This is a genomic window from Cellulomonas sp. B6, assembly GCF_001462455.1.
In the GTDB taxonomy this organism is placed as follows: Bacteria; Actinomycetota; Actinomycetes; order Actinomycetales; family Cellulomonadaceae; genus Cellulomonas.
In genome coordinates, this window is record NZ_LNTD01000043.1 from 21,466 (window position 1) to 42,045 (window position 20,580).

General features: G+C 73.8%; 12 protein-coding genes and 2 pseudogenes. 10 read left to right on the forward strand and 4 right to left on the reverse strand.

What is annotated here, in order from left to right; genetic code table 11:
• Nucleotides 1–158 precede the first annotated feature (158 nt).
• Nucleotides 159–1,052 carry a LysR family transcriptional regulator gene (locus tag ATM99_RS03090; RefSeq protein WP_062101472.1) on the forward strand — a complete coding sequence of 298 codons (894 nt, stop codon included), beginning with the start codon at nucleotides 159–161 and terminating at the stop codon, nucleotides 1,050–1,052.
• Nucleotides 1,053–1,082: 30 nt separating this feature from the next.
• Here ATM99_RS03090 and ATM99_RS03095 read toward each other — a convergent pair whose 3' ends face one another.
• A complete protein-coding gene (locus ATM99_RS03095; RefSeq protein ID WP_062101473.1) occupies nucleotides 1,083–1,478 on the reverse strand; it encodes a Fur family transcriptional regulator in 396 nt (131 codons plus the stop codon).
• A 902-nt stretch (nucleotides 1,479–2,380) separates the two neighbouring features.
• Between ATM99_RS03095 and ATM99_RS03100 the strand changes: the two genes are divergently transcribed.
• The 9 genes from ATM99_RS03100 (at nucleotide 2,381) to ATM99_RS03135 (ending at nucleotide 14,242) form a co-directional block, all read left to right on the forward strand.
• A complete protein-coding gene (locus tag ATM99_RS03100) occupies nucleotides 2,381–8,332 on the forward strand; it encodes a PA14 domain-containing protein (protein ID WP_190278759.1) in 5,952 nt (1,983 codons plus the stop codon).
• A gap of 62 nt (nucleotides 8,333–8,394) precedes the next feature.
• On the forward strand, nucleotides 8,395–8,742 hold the full coding sequence (locus tag ATM99_RS03105; RefSeq protein ID WP_150118093.1) for a hypothetical protein: 348 nt from the start codon (nucleotides 8,395–8,397) through the stop codon (nucleotides 8,740–8,742).
• A 362-nt stretch (nucleotides 8,743–9,104) separates the two neighbouring features.
• Nucleotides 9,105–9,551, forward strand: a complete 447-nt coding sequence (locus ATM99_RS18800; RefSeq protein WP_150118094.1) for a hypothetical protein — start codon at nucleotides 9,105–9,107, stop codon at nucleotides 9,549–9,551.
• A 4-nt stretch (nucleotides 9,552–9,555) separates the two neighbouring features.
• Nucleotides 9,556–9,912, forward strand: coding sequence for a hypothetical protein (locus ATM99_RS03110; RefSeq protein WP_150118095.1), 357 nt, complete (start codon nucleotides 9,556–9,558; stop codon nucleotides 9,910–9,912).
• Between the two features lie 359 nt (nucleotides 9,913–10,271).
• Nucleotides 10,272–10,469, forward strand: coding sequence for a hypothetical protein (locus tag ATM99_RS03115; protein WP_150118096.1), 198 nt, complete (start codon nucleotides 10,272–10,274; stop codon nucleotides 10,467–10,469).
• Nucleotides 10,470–10,488: 19 nt separating this feature from the next.
• Complete coding sequence (locus tag ATM99_RS03120; protein ID WP_062101478.1) at nucleotides 10,489–10,980, forward strand: hypothetical protein; 492 nt, start codon at nucleotides 10,489–10,491, stop codon at nucleotides 10,978–10,980.
• Nucleotides 10,977–11,273, forward strand: coding sequence for a hypothetical protein (locus tag ATM99_RS03125; protein ID WP_150118097.1), 297 nt, complete (start codon nucleotides 10,977–10,979; stop codon nucleotides 11,271–11,273). Before ATM99_RS03120 ends, ATM99_RS03125 begins: the two co-directional genes overlap by 4 nt.
• Before the next feature lie 68 nt (nucleotides 11,274–11,341).
• The gene (locus tag ATM99_RS03130; RefSeq protein WP_062101480.1) at nucleotides 11,342–12,334 is read left to right on the forward strand and encodes a tetratricopeptide repeat protein; all 993 of its coding nucleotides are present in this window, start codon (nucleotides 11,342–11,344) and stop codon (nucleotides 12,332–12,334) included.
• Nucleotides 12,335–12,688: 354 nt separating this feature from the next.
• A complete protein-coding gene (locus ATM99_RS03135) occupies nucleotides 12,689–14,242 on the forward strand; it encodes a GAF domain-containing protein (RefSeq protein WP_062101481.1) in 1,554 nt (517 codons plus the stop codon).
• Between the two features lie 60 nt (nucleotides 14,243–14,302).
• Here ATM99_RS03135 and recD read toward each other — a convergent pair whose 3' ends face one another.
• The 3 genes and pseudogenes from recD to ATM99_RS03150 all read right to left on the reverse strand — a co-directional run.
• Nucleotides 14,303–16,375 carry an exodeoxyribonuclease V subunit alpha gene (gene recD / locus ATM99_RS03140; protein ID WP_369797976.1) on the reverse strand — a complete coding sequence of 691 codons (2,073 nt, stop codon included), beginning with the start codon at nucleotides 16,373–16,375 and terminating at the stop codon, nucleotides 14,303–14,305.
• A 34-nt stretch (nucleotides 16,376–16,409) separates the two neighbouring features.
• Nucleotides 16,410–19,700, reverse strand: a pseudogene (locus tag ATM99_RS03145) (UvrD-helicase domain-containing protein); the annotation flags it as partial.
• Nucleotides 19,613–20,580, reverse strand: a pseudogene (locus tag ATM99_RS03150) (exodeoxyribonuclease V subunit gamma); the annotation flags it as partial. The pseudogenes ATM99_RS03145 and ATM99_RS03150, both read right to left, overlap by 88 nt.

Consider the following 20,580-nt stretch of genomic DNA (forward strand, 5'->3'; position numbering starts at 1 on the left):
TGCGTCGTCCCCGCCCGGGGCCCGGTCGGGGTGTGGCGTCAGTATCGGGAGCGGTGAGTCGTCAGGGGAAGCGACCTCTTCTCACCGATACTCGTCACCTCTGCTGAACGGTTCCGGTGCGTCCCCGCGCCGGGGCCACGTCCCCGCCGGAGGCCGCCGTGCTCGACCTGCGTCGTCTCGTCATCCTGCGCGAGGTCGCCGTGCGCGGCACGCTGGCGGCCGCCGCGCAGGCGCTCAGCTACAGCCCGTCCGCCGTCTCGCAGCAGCTCACCCAGCTCGAGCGCGAGGCCGGCGTGCCCCTGCTGCGCAAGGTCGGCCGGGGCGTGCGGCTGACCCCGCAGGCGCTCGTGCTCGTCGACGCCGCCGAGGCCATGCTCGACACGGTCGAGCGCACCGAGGCCGCGCTCGCGGCCTCGCTCACCGAGGTGCGCGGCACCGTGCGCGTCGCGGTGTTCCAGTCCGCGGCCCTCGCGCTCATGCCCGCGGCGCTGCGTCGCGCGGCGGACGAGCACCCGCAGGTGCGGGTCGAGATGGTGCAGCGCGAGCCCGCGCAGGCGCTGCACGACACGTGGGCGCGCGACTTCGACCTCGTCGTCGCCGAGCAGTACCCCGCGCACGCCGCGCCGTGGCTGCCGGGCCTGGACCGCCGCGACCTCGTCACCGACCCGCTGCGGCTCGCGCTGCCGCCCGTCGGCGTCACGCGCGAGCGCGTCCGTGACCTCGCGGACGCCGCGCGCGTGCCGTGGGTCATGGAGCCGCGCGGCACCGCGTCGCGGCACTTCGCCGAGGAGACGTGCCGCGCGGCCGGGTTCGAGCCCGACGTGCGGTACGAGACCGCCGACCTGCAGGCGCAGATCCGGCTCGTCGAGTCCGGCAACGCGGTCGCGATCCTGCCGGGGCTGGTGTGGCGCGAGCGGACGACGACGTGCCGGCTCGTGCCGCTGCCCGGCGACCCGCACCGCACGGTGTTCACCGCACGCCGCGACGCGTCGGCCGGGGCGCCCGCCGTCGAGGCGTTCCGGGCGGTGCTGGAGGCCGTCGCCGCTGCGTGACGTCCGTCGGTGCCGGTGGTGCGGGTCCGGTCAGCCAGCCGCGCACTCCCGGCACGTGCCGAGGAAGTCGATCGAGTGCTCGACGTCCGTGAAGTCGTGCGCGGACGCGAGCGCCTCGACGACCTGCTCGAGCTCGGGCGCCGCGACGTCGACCGTGCGCCCGCACGTGCGGCACACCAGGTGGTGGTGGTGCTCGCTGCGCGGCTCGCACCGCAGGTACGTGTGCTCGCCGTTGGGCTGCAGCATGACCTCCAGCGCGCCCTGCTCCGCCATCGCGTTGAGCGTGCGGTACACCGTGGCCAGGCCGATCTCGTGACCGCGCTGCTGCAGCAGCTGGTGGATCTGCTGCGCGCTGCGGAACTCCTCGACGTCCTCCAGCAGCTCGCCGATCGCGACGCGCTGCTTGGTGACCCGCTGGCCGATCATCCGTGGACCTCCCGATCGTGGCCTGGGCACTGCCGCTGCCCGGAACCGTTCTCAACGAGACACCGTAGTTGAGAATTCCGCTCCTTCCCGCACGTCGGAGGCCGCAGCGGCAGTATCTCGATCGCGTAGAACGGACGGCGCGGTCCTGGCAGCGCGTTGCGCCGAACGGGTCATCCTCCGATCCGTACGTCCAACCGCCTGTGCGGCAGCCGTGATCTCCCTAGGCTCGTGCCCGGTCACCACGGTGGCTCCGGACAGCGGCGACACGCAGGCCCCGGCGGACGGGGTGCGTCGTCGTGCCCGCGAAGGACGTCATGAGCAGGACCTCGCATCTTCTGAGCCTCGTGCGCGTCGGTGCCGTTGCGGCGGTCGTCGTCACCAGCCTCGTGGCCAGCGACATCGCTCCTGCCCAGGGGGCCAGCACCGTGACGAGCACGCCCGGCGCCGGCGTCGCTGCCGCGGTGGCGTCGGCGGACCCCGACACGCTGGTTCCGCTCACCTCGGAGCCGCCCGGCACGGCGTCCGATGACGTCGAGACTGGCGAGGTGGAGGTCCCGCTCCCGGAGCCGACGCCTGCCGACGTGGTCCGTCCGCGTGCTGTCGGCGGGTTCGACCGAGCCCGGTCTCGCGTCGTCGAGCGCACCGAGGACCAGACGGTCTACGCCAACGCCGACGGAACCTGGACGACGGAGATCACGCCGGAGCCGTCGAACGTCCAGCTCGCTGACGGTCGGTGGGTCGACGTGCGCACGCGCGTGGCAGCCGATGGTGGGGGAGGCCGTGCTGACCGTCACCCGCTCGCACCGCGATTCGGTGCGCGGGGAACCTCGCAAGACCTCCTGCGGCTCTCGCGTAACGGCGTCGACGTGTCGGTGTCCCTGGTCGGAGGCAGGTCCGTCCCGTTGGAGCGTGACGGCTCGACGGCGCGCTACGACGACGTGCTGCCGGGTGCCGATCTCGTCTACGAGGTGACCCCCGGCTCGGTCAAGGAGTCGGTGGTCCTGGCTGAACCGCCGCGCGTGCAGCCTCGGTACCGCTGGCGACTGTCCGGCGACGGGTTCTCCCTGCGGGAGGGACGCTCGGGCTCGTACGACCTCGTGGATGCGGACGGTTCGGTCGCGATGACGATCCCGCCGGCGGTCATGGTCGACTCGGGAGGCGTCGAGGGTCGGTCGGAGCCGGCGATGACGAACGCCGAGATGTCGGTGGAGCGTGACGGCGCGGGCTGGCTCCTGACCATCGAGCCCGACATGACCTGGCTCACCGACCCTGCTCGGGTGTATCCGGTGTCGGTCGACCCGACCGTCGGTGTGGGAGGGGGCAACCACTTCGCCTATCGGTCCGACGGGGTCGTCGTCACCGACGGGATGACGCGGATCGGCAACTCGCGGGACGGGGGGAACACCTACTGGCGCACGGTGTTCCACTACGACTACGAGCAGTTCTTCGGCAAGCAGGTCGTCGACACGTTCGTCGACACGGCGGTCGCATCGGGGACGTCGAACGCCTACCGCGCGCAGCTGGGCTGGGCCAACTGCTTCGGCTACCACTGCCAGGGCAGCACCCTCGCCTACGCAGACCTCGACGTCGGTGGCTACTTCGACTCGGATCACGTCTCGGGTGCCTTCGCGGACTGGGTCAACCGTGCGAGCGTGGGCAATCACCTCTACATGTCCGGCGACGAGCGTGGCGGCGTCTACACGTACAAGAGCCTGTACAGCTCCCTCTACATCACCACTGTGGACTTCCCTTCCGCGTCCCTCGTGGCGCCGGCCGACGGCGCCAGGGCCGCAGTCGCCCCGACCCTGAGCGCATCGTTCGCCGACCCCGCCGCTTCCGGGGGGATCGCGCGGTTCTTCCGCGTCTCGACCAACCCGAACCCCGAGGTCGACGTCGTCTACGACAGCGACTGGGTCTCGACTGACTCCGTGACGCTTCCTGCCGGACTGCTCGAGGAAGGACGCAGGTACTACTGGACGGCGTACGTGCGCAACGCCTACGACGGCCTGTTCTCGGTGCCCACGGTGCGGCGTGCAGGTGCCGTCAGGTCGTTCACGACGAACACGGTGCCGCGGGTGGACCGCTCACGGGTCACCTTCGACGGCAACGCGCTTCCCGGCAGCGGCACGCAGACGATCGTCAGCACGTCACCGGCCGTCACATGGCCAGCTGTCGCGTCCGACGGAGACGGGCCCGTGCAGTACCAGGTGCGCATCGCGACCGGGGCAGACGCGGTCACGGGCACGGTGGTCCAGTCCGGGTGGCAGTCGGGGACGTCCTACCAGGTGCCCGAGGGCAGCCTGCGCGACGGCGGGGTCTACGGATGGACCGTCGAGACCAGGGACGACCTGGGGCCGGGTCGCATCCCGTGGACCGGCTCGTTCAAGGTCGACAGGCGGCTCGGGGAGTCGAGCCCGGCGCCGGTCGAGCAGGTCGGGCCGGTGACGGTGAACCTGGCGAACGGCAACGTCGGGCTGCGGTTCTCGTCGCCGACGGTCGAGACCGTCGGCGGACCGATGGGACTGACCTTCTCGTACAACTCTCAGGCCGCGCGGGCGAAGGGTCTCCTGGGTCGCTACTACGCCATGAACGGCCCTGGTTCGGCGTTCACGTTCGCCGGCGAGCCCGTGATGACCCGCACCGACCCGCAGGTGAACTTCAGCTGGGGCCTCGGATCGCCGGCGCCGGCGGTGCCGGCCGACCGGTTCGCGGTGCGTTGGACCGGCTTCTTCACGCCGCCCAGCGCAGGGAGCTGGACCCTCGGCGTCGTCCAGGACAACGGCGCACGCGTCGCCCTCGGACCGACGACCGTGATCGACCGGTGGTCCGACGAGATCGGTGGGGTCAACTGGGGATCGGCCTTCGACGTGTCGGGCCCGACCCCGATCCGTGCCGACTTCTACGAGGAGGCCGGCATCGCGACGTTCCAGCTGTGGGCGCGCGGCCCGGGGTACCCCGGAGGTGTCGTCGTCCCGGCGGCGTGGCTGTCTCCGACGTTCGAGACGCTGCCGGCGGGGTGGTCCGCGTCGTCGGCGCTCGCCGGTGAGACGGCGGCCTACACGACCGCTGTGGTGGACGCGAGCGCGGTGGTGCTGACCGACGTCACGGGAACCGCGCACACGTACACCCGGCGGTCGGACGGCGGCTACGCGCCCCCGCCGGGGGAGTACGGCGTGCTTGCGCTCTCCACCTCGGGCCAGGTCAGCCTCACGGACGAGGACGGCACGGTCTACGCGTTCGGGACGAACGGCCGCCTCGAGTCGGCGACTCCACCCGAGGACGCGAAGTCGCCGGCGACGCCGAAGGTCACCTGGCGTGGGTTCACCGGGCAGCTCGACGCCGTGACGGACCGTGCGTCGGGCAAGCAGGTCCGCTTCTTCTACGGGGGTGACGCCTCGCCCGAGGGCGGCGGCACAGCGTGCCCGGTGGCGGCGGGGTTCTCGGGTGCGCCGACGGGCATGGTCTGTCGCATCGTCTACCCTCCGGCCTCGGGGTCCGGTGTCGGGCAGTCGACGTTCCTGCACTACGACGCCGGTGGGCGGCTCGCTCGCATCGTCGACCCGGGCAGCGAGGTCACCGACTTCGGCTACGCCTCGTCGGGAGAGATCGTCAGCGTGCGCACGCCGACGATCTCCGACTGGGTCATGGCGGACCCGTCGCGCGCGAGCGCGACTGCTGGTTCGATCCGGCTCGCGTACGACCGCACGGGGGCGTCGACGCGGGCGTCGCGGGTGACGGGCGTCGAGCTCCCCGCGGCGGACGGAGTCACGGCCGCGGGCCGGCTGACCACGACGTTCACCTACGCCGACGGGTCGACGACGCACGTCGACCGTTCGGGTGTCCCGGGCCACGCCCGGACCGTGACCTTCGACGCCGCCTGGCGGCAGACCTCCGACACGTCCGCGCTCGGCCTCCGGTCGACGCAGGCATGGGACGCCGCGAAGGACCTGCTGCTGGCGCAGACCGACCCCGCCGGCCGGATGAGCACCACGATCTACGACGTGCGGGACCGGGCGACCGACACCTACGGACCGGCCCCGGAGTCGTGCTTCGGCGCCGACCGGCGGCCCACCGCGACGTGCGGCAGCACAGTGGCACACACGTCGACCGCCTACGACGAGGGGATGCGGGGTCTCACGGTCGCGTACTACGCGGGCGGGGCCCTGGCGGGGGCGCCGAAGGCCCTCGGCCTGGGGTTGGCGAGCGGCGGGCTCTCGCGTGACTGGGGTCAGGGGATGCCGGACCCGGCGATCACGGCGGCGCCTTGGGGTGCGCGGCTCACAGGGCTGCTGACCTTCCCGCAGGCGGGCACCTACACGCTCACGGCGCGGGCAGACGACAACGTTCGGGTGTGGATCGACGACGTGCTCGTCGTGAGCCCGCCGGACCTGGCGACCGCGTCGGGTCGGGTGGTGCGGGCCGCGGCGGGTCCGGCTCGCATCCGCATCGACTACCTGAACCGGGGAGGTCCGGGATCGGTGTCGTTGTCCTGGGCCGGGCCGGGAGTTGCTTCCGGCGTGGTGCCCGACACCGCGCTGGCTCCCGACTACGGGCTGGTCACGCTGACGACGGTGGACGACGCCGCGCCGGTGAGCGTGCCAGCAGGTACCCCTGCGGTGGCGTCGGCGCAGGTTCCCACGCGGTCGACGAGGTACGGCTACGGATCCCAGCCGTGGCTCGGGCGGGCGGGTACGAGCTCGCAGGACCCTGCCGGCCTCGCGCTGACGACCACGACGGGGTGGGAGTCCGGCGGCTACGGACGCCGGACGGGGCGGTGGCTCCCGTCGGCGACCGCCGCAGCAAACTACACGCCCGCGGTGGGCACCACGTACGGCTACTACGGGACGAGCGACGCGCAGCCCGCGGTGTGCTCGGCACCGGCGGGAGCGAAGCCCGCCGGCCTGCTGCGGACGACGACCGAGCCCACCCCTGCGACGGGCACCGCGGTGGTCACGTCGCTCGTGTACGACCACCACGGGCGCGCGGTCGGCAGCAGGGTCACGGGCGACGCCGACTGGACATGCACGGCCTACGACGCCCGCGGTCGGGTCACCACGGTGACGTACCCTGCCGAGGGACCTACGCCTGCCCGCACGGTCACGACCTCGTACGCGGTCGGTGGTGACCCGTTGACGCAGGCGACCTCGGACACGGCCGCACCGGGTTCAGGGACGACGACGACGAAGGTCGACCTGCTGGGACGGGTCGTGTCGTACACCGACGTGTGGGGTGTGGTCACGACGACGTCGTACGACGCGGCAGGGCGGCCGAGCGCTTCGCGTACGACGGTGGGCTCGACGGCCTACGACAGCGCCGTGGAGTACGACGCGGACGGGCGTGCGACGCGGCTGCTCGACGGTGGGAAGGTCGTCGCGGTGCCCGAGTACGGGCTGGGCGGCGACGTGGTCGGGGTCAGCTATCCCTCAGGTGAGGGTGCGGCGGGCAACGGGACGAGCGTGCGTGTGACGCGTGACGCTGCGGGTGCGCTCGCGGAGCTGGTCTGGTCGTTCGTCGGTTCTCCTGCCGTGTCGGACCGGGTGGTGCGGTCGCAGTCGGGCCGGGTGCTGACGTCGACGGTGTCCGACGGCACGGTGTCGGGGTCGTCGTCGTACTGGTACGACGGCGCCGGGCGCCTGGTGCGGGCGGTGATCCCGCGGCACGACCTGTCGTACGAGTTCGCGGCCTCGGGCGGGTGCGGCGCGAACCCTCGTGCCGGGCTCAACGGCAACCGGACGTCGTCGCGCGACGTGCTCGATGGCGGTGCGGTCACGACGGTGACGTCGTGCTTCGACCACGCGGACCGTCTGACGTCGACGACGGTGACCGACCCTCCCCAGGGGGCCAGCCCGATCTCAAGATCCGTCGCGGGGTCGGACATCACCTACGACGGCGCTGGTTCGACGACGACGCTGGCGGGGCAGCAGTTCGAGTACGACCAGGCGGACCGTCACGTGACGTCGACCGACGGTGACGGGACGGTGGTGAGGTACCGGCGGGACGCCGCCGGTCGTGTGGTGGAGCGCACCCAGGTGGTCGGCGGTGCGGAGTCGGTGACGCGGTTCGCGTTCACGGGTGCGGGGGACTCGCCGGACCTGGTGCTGGACGGTGCGGGTGCGGTGCTGGCGCGGACGTTGAGCCTGCCCGGCGGCGTGGTGGTAAGTCTGCCGGTGGCGGGGCCCGCGGTGTGGTCGTACCCGAACGTGCACGGTGACGTGGTGGTCGCTGCCGACGGCGGGGGTGTGCGGTCGGGTGGGTTGGTGTGGTTCGACCCGTTCGGTCAGCCCGTCGATCCGGTCTCGGGGTTGATCGGGACGGGTGTGGCGGACGACGCTGTGGTGGACAACGTTCCTGGTGAGGCGGACTGGGGGTGGGTGGGTCAGCATCAGCGGTTGTACGAGCACGCCGGTGAGCTCGCGGCTGTGGAGATGGGTGCGCGGGTGTTCGTGCCGGGGCTGGGTCGGTTCTTGTCGGTGGACCCGGTCGAGGGTGGTGTCGACAACGCGTACGTGTACCCGACGGACCCCGTCAACGACTACGACCTTGATGGAACGTTCGCGTTCGCAGCCCCATTGCTGCCCGCACTCGCGCTGGGCGGGTCCAACTTCTGGAACCCCGTCGGGTGGGCCACTCTGGCGGTGATTACTGTTGCTGTCCTTGCGATCGGTGTGGCGGTAGTCTATAAGAAAGCAAGTCAAAAGGGACTACAGCGAAAGGAAGTAGGCGAGAAAAGAACACCGGGAAAACTTACGGGAGCAAGGAAGAGGCGACTCGAGCTGCAAGAGATTATGCAAACAATCATCCACAGACGTGCCGATATCGCGGCGAGTGCGCCAGTGGGGATCATGTGCATGTAGACAAATCGGTAAGGGGAAGTAGAAAGACAACAACAAGGCACTATTACTGGTAAGGGGATGATGTGTGGATCGACGCGAACGGAAATATTAACGTGAGAGCAGTTCCCCATCCAGAAGCACACCTTAGTGAGGCCGTGTTGCGAGTTCTGTGGAGCCTCTCGGAGGAAGAGTTGATACGAGTAGGGGACGCGCTTGACGACATTGAGGTCGACATTGCGTCAAGAATCGATTCAGGAGGTTTCGAAGCGACGATGGAGGGGGAGGGCCTCCCTCTTGACTTCGTTCTTGAGGTACGTGAGGGGGAGTGTGCGAACGTAGACTCGTTGATTCATACATTAAACGACGTCACGGAAAGGTGGCGTCTCGACGCCCTATACTTGATCTCTGACTTCATCGATACAATCTCGTGAGCCGTTTGTTGAGCCGGATCTCGACCTGACTCATCGGGTAGCCCGTCGAGAGATTTGAAGGGCCAGATCTTCCGGGGTTCGGGATAACGTGCTGGATGAACTCAAGTGACGAGGTGCGCGGAGTGTAAAAGATCTGCGCGGAGCAACGGCGGGGGAGCTCGCGGCGGCGGTGGTCGGGGCCTCGATCTGCCGGCAGAATGAGCAAGACCACTAGAATCCTTGCAAGGATGAGCGCGGCGTGTCGAAAGACGCGAGCAAAACAATGATCCGGAACAGCAGATCGTGTGCTGGCCGGACTGGCGGAGCAAGGCGGGAGGAAGGGTGTTGAACTCATGCGCAGGTCTGCGGCTCTCCTATCTGTCGTGATCGCGCTCCTCGTTGCAGGTTGCGGGTTGCCGTCGCAGCCGCTTGTCGACCCGGTAGCTGTCCGGATGGAGGGTGATGGCCTGGTCGTGCTTCTGCCAGTCTGCTCCGAGGTGTTAGTGGCGGCAGCGACCGTGGCGCCATTCTCTGGAGATGACTACGATCCGGATGAGGCACACTGGTGGCGCGCGAAGGGGTACAAGGGAAATTCTCGCGACGGCGTCAAGCTCGACCCGCAACTATGGGACACGTCAGCGGGGCCGGGGCCTCGCGCTGACGAGCCGATGGGCTTTAATGTGTGGGCGGACGATGTAGATTATGGGGGTGTGCTCGAGAAAAGGGATATCGAGGTTCTCCGCAACCTTGGTGATGAACATCTGGTTAACGGTAAACCGATGACGAAGAGAGAATTCTTGCAGAAGTATGCCAGCGGCGCCGGATGTTGACTCTGTGCGCGCAGAAATCGAGAATTTGTCGGGTAAGAAGGGGCCCTCGGGGGTGCTGATCGACTCGGCCGATGCGCGTGCGGTGCGGCTCTTTGTCACATGTGCCCCGTACTCCGCTGACGTCGAGATGGGCATGTCCGTTCCCGGCGACCCGCTGCTGGTGGTGTACGACGGTGAGACGGTCGGCACCACGATCTCGCCGGAAGTGATTCGACAGCTGGTTCCGGCGCTGTCGTCCGCGAGGTGGGAGGAACTCGAGGAGCAGCCGTCTCTCTGGCAGCGCTGGAGACGGCATGTGGCCTCTTGGCGTGGCACGAGGGACGGGTCGGAGACGAGCGATCGAGAGGGGCCGCGGTCCTGACTGGGCGACGGTGCTCGGGTGGGAACGAGGCTCGACCCGCCGATCCTGCGACTCCCGGACCCGCAGCCCCGGTCGCTGCTCGTGCGGTGCGCCGAGGTGCGGACGCGATCGTGCCGGCGCGCGCGGAGCGGAGACGCACGGCGATCGTCACCCGGTGCGCGCTAGCCTCGCGGTGCCGGCCGGACGCAGCGTGGCGTCGGCGCGCCGACGGGGTGACCCCGGTCGATCAGGTGCGGAACACGTCGTCGAGTTCGGGGCGTGTCGACAGCAGAGGTGGCGAGGCTGTGGCAGGCGATGTGCGCGCAGAGGATGCCGACGGCCGGGACGCCGTGCGCGGCCGGGTACCGATCGACCAGGCCATGCCGGGTCTGGAGATCCACCCGCTCGGCGACGGTGAGCAGTGGGAGTTCGCCTTCGTTCTGGCGAAGGTGCGCAGCGAGGGCGAGACGACCTGGAGCTACCGCACCTCCGCGGCGCCCAACCGGGAAGAGCTGCTCGGTGCGCTGACGGTGCACGTCGAGCTGCTGAGGCGTGAGCTCGTCGAGGAGTGGGAGTAGTGGGCGTGGAGGCCGGGAGGTGACCGAGGCGGGCGACGTCGCCGCCGGTGCGGCGCCGTCCGAGAGCGTGGCCTCCTTCACGGCGTCGGTCGAGGAGATCCTCGCAGGCTCGCCGGATGGTCTGTTCAACGCGGCGGTCGACCTCGGTGACGTCGGTGTGGAGCAGGCGCGCGAGGTGCTCTACCGGATGGCGGCCGCCCGTGGTGTCCGGGACGCGTGGCTCAACCTGGCGTACGTCGTGCTCGACTCGGGGCGGACGGACGAGGGCGTCGCGCTCCTGGGGGAGTCCGCGCGCGCCGGCGACCCCAAGGGTGCGTTCATGTACGCGCAGGAGCTGGAGGCACGAGGAGTCCTGGACGACGCCGCCCGCTGGTACGCCCGGGCCGATGGCGTCCCGGTGCGGACATGCGACGCGCGCGCGTGCTCCGTGCGCTCGGCCACGACGCCGAGGCGCTCGACGTCCTGCGCCGGGCCGCCGCGGACGACGCCGAGGCGGCGGTCGAGCTCGTGAAGCACGACCGCGCGCTCACGCCTGACGACGCGGTGCGACTCCTGGAGAGCCACCGTGACGCCGGCGCCGTCGACGTGCTCATCCCGTTGTCGAACCTGTACGAGGAGCGCGGGGACGACGACGCGGCGCTCTCCGCCCTCCAAGCGTCCTACGACGCGGGAGAGCCGCACGCGGCCCTCAACTTGGGGGTCCTCCTGATCCGGACAGGACGCGAGGACGAGGGCCGCGAGTACGTCCGGGAGGCCGCGCTGCGGGGCGACGAGCTCGCCCGGCCGTGGCTCGACGAGGGCTAAAGTCGCCAGGTCCCGAGGGCACCGGAACGCGTGACCACGGGGCGACGGTCACGATGAGAGGCGCGCCGATGGCAGCAGCAGTCCCCGAACCGGCGCCCGACCAACCGGAGCGGACGCGGGAGGTCGGCAGGGCACCCGATGTCGACGCGCTCCTGGACAGGGGTGTCGAGCTGTTCGACACCGACCGGCTCCAGGCCGCGGCGATCTGCTTCCGGGCCGCCGCGGACCGGGGGAGCGCGGTCGCGTGGTTCGACCTCGGCAACACCCTGAGACGGCTCGACCTGCTCGACGACGCGGAGGCCGCGTACCGGGAGGCGATCGCGGGGGGTGAGACCGATGCCCTGCTCAACCTCGGTCTGCTGCTCGTGGACCGCGAGCGCTGGGACGAGGCCGTCGCTGAGCTCCGGGCTGCCGCGGCGCAGGGCTCGACGGCGGCCTGGCACCCGCTCGGCTACGTCCTGGCCGAGGTCGGCGACCTCGACGGCGCGCACGACGCGTTGACGGTCGCGGTGGCCTCGGGCGACGCCGACGCGGCGGTCACGCTGGCTCACCTGCTGCGGGACGCCGGCGACCTGTCCGCCGCGCTCGGGCGACTGCGCGAGGCGTCGTCGCTCGGCGAGCCGACGGCCGCCGGGCTCGCGGCGGCCTGGGAGTGGGAGGCGACGGGCGACGCGTCGCTCGAGCCTCGGCTGCGCGCGGAGGTCGAACGGTCGTCAGCGGCGTGCGACGCGCTCGCACGCCTGCTCGCCGCAGACGGCCGGCGGCGAGAGGCGATCGACGTGCTGGAGGACGGTGCCGAGCGGGGGTTCACCGACCTCTTCCTGCGGCTCGGCAACCTGCTTCACGACGCCGGTGAGCCGGAGGCCGCGGCACGGGCCTTCGAGCAGGACATCGCGACGGGCGACAGCTTCGGCCACCAGAACCTCGGCGTGGTGCTCGAGGAGCTCGGGGACGTCGGCGGGGCGCTGGAGCAGTACCGGATCGGCGCGGACCTCGGCGACGCGATGGCCGCCGAGTCCCTCGCCCGGCTCCGCGCGGACGTCGACCGCGGCCGGGCGTGACGGCGCACCGCCGCGCGGCTCCGCCAGACCTCGCCCGCTGAGCGGCCACCGCGTCGCTCTCACCCCCTGACCTGAGACGTCTCGTCCCGCGTGACCCGTGTGATCCGTCCGTATGCGGCGGGGCCGGCTTGCGGTGGTTCGCCCGGTCGTGCGCGTCGCGGCGTTCGGCCGAGCGGTGGAACCTCCGGCCCGGGACGTGCGTGGTCGGGCCGTGCTGGTGTGCACAGCGCATCCTGACCGGGCGCCCCACCCGTGGCGCACCCGCAGCCAGCGCGCACGAGCACCCGACCGGGCGCGCGCGGGTCGCCTCAGCACGGCGTCGCCCAGCCCTGGCCGACGCCTGAAGGACTCGCCATGATCCGCTCCGCCACCCGATCGCACACCGCCCGCCTCGCCGCCGAGGTCGACGCCGCCCGCGCCGACGTCCGGGCCATCACCCGGCTCGTCGACGCGCTCGCGGGCGTCCGCGACGTGACCACGGGCCTCACCGCCGCCGTCACCGTGGTGCGCGAGCAGCTCGGCTGGGCGTACGCGTCGGCGTGGACCGTCGACGCCGAGGTGAGCGCGCTGCGGTTCGTCGCCGAGTCGGGCGACGCCGGGGAGGAGTTCCGCCGCGTCACGCGCACCGCGACCTTCCCCGAGGGCGTCGGGCTCGCGGGGCGCGCATGGCGCGAACGTCGGCTCGTCGCCGTCGACGACCTGGCCGAGCTGACCGACTGCGTGCGCGCACCCGTCGCGCGGGCCGCGGGCGTCCGGTCGGCCGTGTGCGTGCCGCTGCTCGCCGAGGGCGAGGTCATCGGCACCATGGACTTCTTCTCGACCGAGGTGCTCGAGCTCACCGCCGAGCGGCGCGCCGTCCTCGAGGCCGTCGCGGTCGTCGCGTCGCAGGCGCTCGAGCGCGTCGTCGTGGCGCGCCGGCAGGCCGAGGCCGAGGCCGACACGAACGCCAGCACCGCCGTGCTGCACGCCGTCTCCGGCGCCTCCACCGCCCAGGACGCGCTCGCGGGCGCGCTCGACACGATCCGCACCGGCTTCGGCTGGGCCTACGGCTCGTACTGGGCCGTCGACGAGAAGGACCGCGTGCTGCGGTTCGTGCAGGAGTCCGGCGACGCGGGGGCCGAGTTCCGGCGCGTCACGCGCGAGGCCACGTTCGCCGAGGGCGTCGGGCTCGCGGGGCGCGCCTGGCGGTCCCGCGACCTCGTGTTCGTGCCCGACCTCGCCGAGGTCACCGACTGCGTCCGCGCGCCCGTCGCGCGCGCCGCCGGCGTGCAGTCCGGCGTGTGCCTGCCGATAGTGGTCGACGGCCAGGTGCTCGGCACCATGGACTTCTTCGTCCTCGAGCGGATCGACCTCACGCCCAGCCGGCGGGCCGCGCTGCAGGACACCGCCTACCTCATCGGCCAGGCGCTCACGCGCTTCACCGCGGCCGAGCAGCTCCAGACCGCGGGGCGCGAGCTCGTCGCGTCGATCGAGGAGGTCGAGCGCAACGTCCTGGCCGCGACCACGGTCGCGGGCGAGGGGCAGCGCCTCGTGCAGGCCGCGGACGACGACGTCGCCGGGCTCGGCCGGTCGAGCGAGGAGATCGGGCAGGTCGTGCGGACCATCGGCACGGTCGCGGCGCAGACCAACCTGCTCGCGCTCAACGCGTCCATCGAGGCCGCGCGCGCGGGCGACGCCGGACGCGGGTTCGCGGTCGTCGCCAACGAGGTCAAGGAGCTCGCCGACCAGACGGCGCGCGCGACCACCGAGGTCGGCAGCCGGGTCGCCGAGATCCAGCGCCAGGTCGCCGCGACCGTCACCGCGCTCGCGGGGATCCGCAGCATCGTCGAGGAGATCAACGGCACGCAGCAGGTCATCGGCGCGGTGCTCACCGAGCAGGTCGCGGTGACGCGCTCGATCCTCGGCTGACCGGGGGCCCCGGACGACGTCCTCGCACGACCGGCCGGGCGTCCCCGCAGCCGACGCGCGTCAGCGGTCGAACCGCAGCCCGCTCGCGCGGCGCACGGGACGTTCGACGGCCGCGCGCACGGCGTCGCCCGACCCGACGACCCGGACGTGCTCCCGCGCGCGCGTGATCGCGGTGTAGAGCAGCTCGCGGGTCAGCAGCGGCGACGACGCGGGTGGCAGCACCACCGTGACCGACGTGAACTGGCTGCCCTGCGCGCGGTGCACCGTCATGGCGTGCACGGTCTCGACCGCGGGCAGCCGGTGCGGGCGCACCAGCCGGGGCGCGGTCGGGTCGCCGAACGCCGCGACCACACCGCCGGCGCCGTCGGCCACCACGACGCCCGTGTCGCCGTTCGACAGGCCCGTCGTGCGGTCGTTGGTCGTGACGAGCAGCGGCCGCCCCGCGGGCCACGCGCCCGGGGCGGGGTCGTGAGTCGCGTCCTCGACCCACCGCTGCGCGAGCGCCGCCCAGCGCGCGACGCCCGCGGGCCCGCGCCGGTGCGCGAGCAGCAGGCGGTGCTCGCCCAGCGCCGCGAGCGCGCCCGCCGCGTCCCCGGCCCGCGCGGCCGTGACGACGCGCACCCCCGTGGTCGCGACGGCGTCGCGCACGGCCGCGACCTCGGCGTCGGTCGGCACGTCGCCCTCGGGCTCGACCAGCGACCAGTGCGCGCCGGGCGTGCGCAGCAGCGCGAGCGCCGCGTCCGCGTCGCCGCGGCGCACCGCGTCGGCCAGCACGCCGAGGTCGTGGCCGAACCGGTGCGGCACGACGAGCCGCACGACGCCCGCGTGCAGCGCCGCCGCGTCGCGCGCGTCGTCGGTCGAGGCGTCAGCGGAGTGCGGCGACCCGGCCGACCCACCCGGTGGCGGTGCGGCCGGGGCATCGTCCGGCAGGAGCGTCGCGAGCCGTGCGGGCAGCGCCCCGGCCGGCACCGGACGCGCCACGAGGTCGCCCAGGACCGCGCCGACCTCGACCGACGCGAGCTGGTCGGGATCGCCCACGAGCACGAGCCGCGCGTCGGGGCGCAGCGCGTCGAGCACGCGCGCCAGCAGCGGCAGCGACACCATCGACGCCTCGTCGACCACGACCAGGTCGTGCGGGAGGCGGTGCGTGCGGTCATGCGCGAACCGCGTGCTCGACGGCCGCCAGCCCAGCAGGCGGTGCACGGTCGAGGCGGTGAGCCGCGCCGTCGCGGCGACGTCGTCCCGCTGCGCGCCGCCGTCCCGCTGCACGACCTCGTCGACCTTCGCACCGCCGCGCACCCCGTCCTCGCGCGCGAGCCGGTCCAGCTCGGCCGTCACGGCCTCCTGCAGCCGCGCCGCCGCACGGCCCGTCGGAGCCGCGAGCGCCACCCGCAGCCCCGGCCCGTGCACGTCGCGCAGCACCGCGACCAGGCGCGCGACCGTCGTCGTCTTGCCCGTGCCGGGACCGCCGGTGAGCACCGTGAGCCGGGACAGCGCCGCCGTCGCGGCGGCGACCCGCTGGCGCGCGTCGCCGGCGCCGGGGAACCGCGCGTGCACCGCGGCCCGCAGCGCGGCGTCGTCGACGGGCAGCACGCCGTCCAGTCGGGCGTCCACCTCGCGGCGCACGACCTGCTCGTCACGCCAGTACCGGTCGAGGTAGACGCGGCCGTCGACCCAGCGCACCGGCCGGTCCGCGGGCCCGCCGGGGCCGTCGGCGACCAGCGGGCTGCGCCGCACCGCGGACGTCCAGGCGTCGTGCGCGGGCCACGGCAGCGGCACGTCGGGCGGCGGCACGTCGGGTGCGTCGGGCGAGCCTTCGGCCACGAGCGACGGCGCGTCGGCGAGGTCGACGCACACCGACCCCGCCCGCACCGCGCGGACCGCGAGGGCCGCGGCGAGCAGCACCGTCGCGTCGTCCTCGCCGGTCAGCGCGCCGAGCCGCTCCGCGACGCGCGCGTCGGCCGACGTCAGCACGCCCGCCGCGGCGAACGTCGCGAGCAGCGGGCCCGCGCGCCACGGTCGCCGCGACGACCAGCGCCGCGGGCGGACGCCACGACGCCACGCCGCACGGCGACCCGTCCACCACGGGCGTGCCCGGCCCCGCCATGCCGCGCACGAACAGGTACGCCGCACCGCCGAGGTGCCGCTCGGGGTCGTACCCGGGCAGCCGCCACCGCAGGAACCGGTGCAGCCCCACCTGGTACAGCAGGGCCTGCAGCGGGTAGTGCGCGTCGAGCATCGCGGCGTGCAGCGCGGCCGGGCGGTAGTGCCACGCGGTCAGCGGCTCGTCGGGCGGCGCGAGCCGGTTCGTCTTGTAGTCGACGACGACGTACCGGGTGGTGCCGTCCACCTCGGCGCGCAGCACCGCGTCGATGCTGCCCGTGAGGTACCCGCGCAGCGCGCCGGGCCGCGTGCGCTCGTCGGCGTGCAGCGCCGCGAGCCGGTCGGCGTACGCGCGGTACGGGTCGTCGTCCGCCAGGTGCGTGCGCAGCAGGTGCGCGACGTCGTCGAGCGTCGCGGCACGCCGCGCGGCCAGGTCGCCGCCCGCGAGCGGCAGCTCCAGGTCGAGCTCCGCGAGCCGGTCGCCCGGTGCGACGTCCACGAGCGCGCGCCCGCCCAGCAGGGGGCCGCAGGGCGTGCGCAGCGACGGCAGCAGCGCGGCCGCCAGCGCGTCGGGCTCGAGGCCGAGCGCCGTACCGGCACCCGCAGCCTCGGCGCAGCGGGCCCGCACCTCGGCGGCCAGGTCGGGAGCGCCGGTGTCGACGTGCTCCAGCACGTGGTGCACGAGCGTGCCGAACGCCGTGCCGCCCGGCAGGTGGGCCAGCGGCGAGGGCACGGCGCGCAGCGCGGCGTCGGTCTGCGCGAGGTCGGCCTGCGCGGGCGGGTCCGGGGCGACCGGGCCGTCGGCCTCGTCCTGCACGCCCGGGTCCTCGGGCTCGTCCGTGACGCCCGCACCGGTCGTGCGCGGACCGGCGTCGTGCGCGGCGGCCGTGATCCCCGAGTACGACGTGCGCCGCCACGCCGCGTCGACCGTCCGCCGCCACGCGGCGACCCCCAGCGGCGCGGGCTCGGTCGGCTCCGGCGCCCACCGCACGACCGGCGGCGGTCCGTCGACGACCTCGTGCACGACCGTGCCGCCCGACCGGGTCGCCAGCGCGTCGACCGCGACCGCCGCCTGGTCGTCGCGCGGCACCGGCACCGCGGCCGGCGGGCGCCCCGCGGCGTCGCGCGCACCCAGCAGCAGGCACGACAACGCGCCCGTCGCCGAGTTCTTGCTGGGGGCCCACCACACGACCACCTGGTGCGCGGCCCGCGTGAGCGCGACGTACGCGAGGCGCAGCTCCTCGCCGGCCTGCTCGTCACGGTCCCGCGCCCGTGCGTCGTCGTACCCGGGGCTGCCGCGCCCGCCCACGTGCAGCCGTCGCGTGCCGTCGTCGTCGTGGTACCGCAGCACCGACGGCGTCGTGTCGACCCACCGGTCCCACGCGTACGGCACCATCACGACCGGGAACTCCAGACCCTTCGCGGCGTGCACCGTCACCACCTGGACGGCCGCCGCGTCCGTCTCGAGGCGCCGGCTGCGCTCCTCGGCGTAGTCGCCGCCCGCCTCCTCGATCCGGGCGCGCAGCCACTCGGTGAGGGCCGCCGCGCCGAGCCCGTGCTCGCGCGCCGCAGCGTGCAGCACCTCGCCGACGTGCCGTGCATCGGTCAACGTGCGCTCGCCGTCGACGCGCGCGGCCAGCCGCTCGTGCAGCCCCGCGGTGGCCGTGGCGTCGAGCAGCGCGGCCACGCCCTGGCCCGCGAGCACCTGCGACCAGCCCCGCAGCAGGTCGGCGAGGTCCTCGCGCGCCGCGTCGTCGGCGGCGGCCAGCGCGTCACCGTCCCACCCGACGAACGGCGTGAGCGCGGCGGCCGCCACCCGGGCCGGGTCGCCGGTGGCCGCGAGCGCGCTCAGCAGCACCAGCCAGTCGCGGGCCGCGGGCGTCGAGAACACGCTCGACAGGCCCGACACCACCGCGGGGACCCCCACGGCGGCGAGCGCGTCACGCACCGCGAGCGCGTCGGCGTTGCGCCGGGCCAGCACCGCGACGTCGCCCGGCAGCACGGTGCGCCAGCCGTCGCCGTCGCGCAGGCGGGCCGTCGTCAGGGTGCGGACGGTCTGCATCGCGACGTCCCGCGCCACCAGCGCGCGCACCGCCGCGACGGGCGGCACCGCACCGACCGCGCCCACCGCGCGCCGGGTCACGCGGCGCAGCACGACCGGCGCACCGCCGACGAGCCCGTGGTCCGGGTGCTCGGCCTCGACGGGGTGCACGACGATGCTCGGGTGGCCCAGCGCCGCACCGCCCAGCAGGTGTCCCAGACCGGTGAGCACCGGGGCGTCGGTGCGCCAGCTGCGACCCAGCGTCGCGGTCGTCGCGACGTCGCGCGCCTCCAGGTAGGTGTGCACGTCCGCGCCGCGGAACGCGTAGATCGCCTGCTTGGGGTCGCCCACCAGCACGAGCGTGCGGTGCCCGTGGAACGCGGTGCGCAGGATCTGCCACTGCACCTGGTCGGTGTCCTGGAACTCGTCGACCATGACGACCCGGAACGGCGTCCGCACGCGCTCGGCGGCCAGCGCGCCCGTCGTCGGGTCGGTCAGCGCGGCGTGCAGCAGCGTCAGCAGGTCGTCGTAGTCCACGACGTGCGCGGCCCGGCGGCGCCGCACCATCTCGCGGCGCACCGCGCGCGCGAGCCGCACGCGGTGGTCGGGCGGCGTCCCCGGCGGGGTCTCGTCGGGGGCCAGCACCGCGGCGTGGTCGCTCACGGCGGCGCGGGCGACGGCCCGCGCGTCGGCGACGTCGAGCACGGGCGCGTCGGTCCCCGCGTACGCCGCGAGGTACAGGTCGTCGACGACCTCGGCCTCGAGGTCCGCGACGTCCGGCAGCAGCGTCGCGCCGGGCTCGACGACGCCGCCGCCCGTGGTCGTGCCGAGCGCGCGCAGCATCTGCTGGCAGAACCCGTGCGTGGTGGTGATGGTCGCGGCGTCCACCTCGGACAGCGCGACGGTGAGCCGCGCGCGGCGCCGGTGCAGCTCGGCGTCGTCGACCGCCGCGAGGTGCCGCACGACCGGGTCCGTGCTCGACCGTGCCCCGGGTTCGCGCAGCGCGCGCTCGGTCTGCACCAGCCGCGCGCGCACACGCTCGCGCAGCTCGCCCGTCGCCATGCGCCCGAACGTCACGAGCAGCAGCTCGGGCAGCCGCGCGTGGCCCTCGGCGACGTACCGCGTGGCGAGCGCGGCGATCGTGAACGTCTTGCCGGTCCCCGCGCTCGCCTCCAGCACGGTCGTCCCCGTGGGCAGCGGCCCGCACACGTCGAACACGGGCGCGCTCACCACGGCACCTGCCCCTCGTGCTCGAGCAGCGCGTCCCACGCGGCACGGGCCAGGGCGCCCAGCAGCGTCGGCTCGTCCGGCCACGCGGCCCGGTCCGCAGGCGTCGGGTCGCCCGCGACCTGCAGCAGCGTGAACCCCTCGCCCCACGCGAGGACGTGGTGCTCGTCGGTGTGCTCGAACCGCGCGCGCAGCGTGTGCTCGGCGTCGGCCAGCGCGCCCGCCGGGTCGTCGTGCCCGTGCCGGCGCTGCGCGTACGTGCCACCCGCGGCCACCGGCAGCGGCAGGGGGGCGCACAGGGCACGGTCGCGCAGCGCCACGAGGTCGGTCAGGACGCGCCGCGCGGTCGCGGGGTCCGGCGCCCGCAGCCACGACGTCGCCGCCGCGGGACGGCTGCCCGGCCCGCGTCCGACGGTCGCGGCACCCCGCACCGCGGGGGCGCCGGGCGACGCGGCCAGCGCCACGAGGTGCAGCCAGGCCCGCAGGCGGTGCTTGGCCCCCAGCCGCGAGTACACCGCGCGCACCAGCACGTCGCCGCGCACCCCCGGCACGGTCCCGGTCAGCGTGCGACCTCCCGGCAGCGGCACCGTCACGTCCACCGCGCTCGCGGGCGCGCCGAGCAGCGGCGTCGCAGCCTCCGCGACCACCGCCGCGCGTGTCGCGACGTCCTGCAGCACCGCGCCGCCCAGCCGCCCCGGGGGCACGCGTCCGCGCCGTCGCTCGGCCGCGGCGGCCCGCGCCAGGTCGACGCCGTCGAGCGCGGCACCCAGCAGACGGTCGCCGGCCGCCCACTCGTCCAGCGGGCCCAGCGTGAGCGGCAACCGGTCGTCGAGCTCCTCGACCTCGCCCGGGACCCGCACCCCGAGCCGCCGCCGCAGGAACGCCTTGACGGGGTGCTCGAGCACCCCGACCAGGTCGTCGAGCTCGACCACCGCGTCGTCGGGCGGGGGCAGCGGTGCGCTCAGCA